This is a genomic window from Bacteroides sp. (genome assembly GCA_036351255.1).
GTDB lineage: Bacteria > Bacteroidota > Bacteroidia > Bacteroidales > UBA7960 > UBA7960.
Genome location: JAZBOS010000112.1, coordinates 1 through 3,020, shown reverse-complemented (window position 1 = coordinate 3,020; position 3,020 = coordinate 1). Strand labels below are relative to the sequence as shown.

Below are 3,020 nucleotides of genomic sequence, written 5' to 3'. Positions count from 1 at the left end.
TTTCTCCTACCAGATCCGCAGGCGGCTGTTCCGCAAGATCATCCTGAGCGATTGGCCCAGCCTCAACAGCAAGAGCCGCCACAACCACCTCCAGGTGCTCACCGAAGAGGTGCCCAAACTTACCAACTATTATTACTTCTACCTGCAAATCCTCACCCGCCTGATCATTACGGCGGCCCACCTGTTTTATGCCTTCCTGGTGTCGGCCCGTTTTACCACGCTGGTAGTTGTAACCGGTGTGTTGACTTTTGTGCTGATGCGGGGATTCCTGAGGCGGTCTGCAAGGCTTGGCGACCGCTACGTAGGCTCGTTTAACCGCCTGCTGAAATACATCGACGACTTCTGGGTTACCGTCAAGATCGCCAAGGTGCACAACAGCGAACGCTTCTATTATGAGAAGTTCGACAACGCCAACCAGGACATCCTGAAACTACAATACCGCCTCACCCGCAATTATTCCCTGCCTCAGCTGCTCTACAAACTGGCAGGCATCGTGGTGCTGGTGGCCGTCATCTACCTGGGCTACCGGGTGGAGCAGGTTCCCCTGGCCAGCTTCTTCATCCTCATTGTGCTGTTTGCCCGCATCTTCCCACAGTTTGCAGGCATCAACTCCGAGCTCAGCTACATCTTTGCTGACATCGCCTCAGTGAAAATGGTGCTGAAGCTCGATGAAACTTTTGAAGAAAGAGGGTTCCCTGAGGTAAAGCACGGCGATGCCCTTCAGGTAAAAAAGGATATCCGCATCGAAGACCTGCACTTCGCCTACCCCAAGGCTGAGCCCCTTTTTACCGGCTTCAGCGCCAGCATACAGGCAAACCGCCTGACAGGCATTGTAGGAGAATCGGGCAGGGGCAAAACTACCCTGATCGACCTTATCGCAGGGCTGCAAAAACCACAAGCAGGGCAAATAATGGTGGATGGGAAAACCCTTGACGATAGCCTCCTGCCTGCCTGGAAAAGCAGCATCGGCTACCTGCCCCAGGACTCCTTCTTTGTGGATGGCAGCATACGCGAAAACCTGGTATGGGATAGTGGGAAGAACTTCAGCGACTATGAGATCATGCAGGTGCTGAAACAGGTGAACATCAACGAGTTGATCAACCGCCAGCCCAAAGGACTGGATACCGAACTGGCCAACTACGCCTATTACTTCTCGGGCGGTGAACGCCAGCGGCTGGCCCTGGCACGCGTCCTCCTGCGCAAACCCCGCCTGCTCATCCTCGACGAAGCCACCTCAAGCCTTGATGCCGAAAACGAGAAACGAATCATGGAAGTCATTGAAAAACTTAAAAAACATATCACCATTCTGTTCATCACCCACCGCGAGTCAGTGTATCCGTGGTTTGATCAGATGATTCGGTTATAGCATGGGGCAAGGGGCATGGAGCATGGGGTTTGAAGTTCAATGTTAAGGTTGAGGTTGAGAAAGATTCTTTGATTAAAGAATATCGACTAACCCAGCCTGCCCTCTTTCGGCGGGTAAACCGGCTGGCAGGGATTTTTGATTTCATAAGTATCCTAAAATCGCTGATTAACAGATAATTCCTTAAACCTGAAACCCAACACCTGAAACCCTGTGATCTTAATAATGACAACCTGATAACCTGACAACAACGACAACTCTTTAGCACCAAGCCCCATGCCCCATGCCCATTATCCCATAAAAGACGTCCTTATCCAGTCCCTGCCTGAGATCCCTTTTGTGGAATACCCTGTTTATTCCACCCCCGAGATGGAGGTCAACGATCGGGAATGCCGGCTGGTGATACCCGGTGCAGGGGTATATTATGCGCTGGAGGGGAAAGAGTTGTGGTTTAAGGCCCAGGAAGGGATTGACCGCCGATGGGTAAAGGCGCAGTTGCAGGGACTTCCCCTGGCGGCCCTGCTGCATCAAAGGGGCATCCTGCATTTCCACGCGGCCAGCTTTGTGTTTGAAGGTGCAGGGGTACTGCTGCTGGGGCAAAGCGGAGCGGGCAAGTCGTCGCTCACAGCTGCCTTCCATCAGGCAGGGTCCACAGCACTCTCCGACGACCTCAGCGCCGTGGTATTTGAAGAAAATAAGCCAATGATCTGGCCGGTGGACCGTAAGATACGCCTGCGCGAAAACACCGTCAGGCAGCTTGGTCTCGATGATAAGCACTTGGAGGCCCCCGATCCCTTCACGGGCAAATACGCCCTGAAGAACCCGCCCCACCACACCGACCGCTACCCCCTGCAATACCTGCTGCACCTCGAAAGGCATCCGGGCCAGGACATCCGCATTGAGCAGCCCCCGGCCGATGAGCAGTTCAGCCTGCTGCGCAGCGAGATCTGCCACTGGGAGATGCTGCGGGGCATGCCCGAAACGGAAAAAGCCTATCTGAAGCAGATCCTGCTGATGCTCAACAACCTGCCCCTTATCCGTGTCCTCCGCCCTGAAACCTGCACCATCACCAGCCTGCAGCAAAGCCTGGCAAAATATCTGCAGCAGCAAAAACAAAACACCAAATAAAACCGTTTATCAGGCAAGAATACTTGTTTTCATTGGCCTTATTCTCTAAATTTGCACAGAACATAATCCATTAGCCCTGAATTTTCGATGAAGACCACCCTCATTATAAAAAAGCCCTGGATAAAACCTTTCGTGAAAGTGGTTTCCGTGAAGAAGGATACATATGGGGGAACTAGATTGGATAAGGAACAATTAATACCTGAAAATTCTCCTATTTACATAGAAAGAAGAGTTTCTTAAAAATTTTATTAAAATTTAATGCTGTTTGGAGCAATCTTAGGTCCTGAGAAAAATAAGATTCCTGGTCTTTTAAAAACAAAAATTTTAATGGATTGGGAAGACGGTCTTGAGATTCCTGTAAACTTCCATGATTTCCATGGAGGTTTTTTTTTAAGTAATTCGCTTCCCTATAAGCCCAAAGATTTTTTTTTAATTGATAAAAAAAAGGGGTTGCTGATCCTTCTTTCAGGAGATATTTTTAACAGGGAAGAAATCCAGAAGAAAACGCCCTTCGATCCAAGTTTTTCAA

The 3,020-nt window shown here is 50.3% G+C and carries 3 protein-coding genes; all 3 read left to right on the top strand.

Annotation, left to right across the window (positions count from 1 at the left end; genetic code table 11):
• Positions 1-1,366: ABC transporter ATP-binding protein (locus V2I46_11150; GenBank protein ID MEE4178052.1), on the top strand; the 1,366-nt coding region annotated here is incomplete at its 5' end.
• Between the two features lie 273 nt (positions 1,367-1,639).
• Positions 1,640-2,491, top strand: a complete 852-nt coding sequence (locus V2I46_11145; GenBank protein ID MEE4178051.1) for a hypothetical protein — start codon at positions 1,640-1,642, stop codon at positions 2,489-2,491.
• 258 nt (positions 2,492-2,749) lie between these two features.
• The coding region (locus V2I46_11140) for a hypothetical protein (GenBank protein ID MEE4178050.1) at positions 2,750-3,020 on the top strand (271 nt) is incomplete at its 3' end.

Bases quoted from the DNA above. Each gene is read 5' to 3' on its own strand.
- V2I46_11145 (MEE4178051.1), top strand. From the start codon at position 1,640: ATGCCCCATGCCCATTATCCCATAAAAGACGTCCTTATCCAGTCCCTG.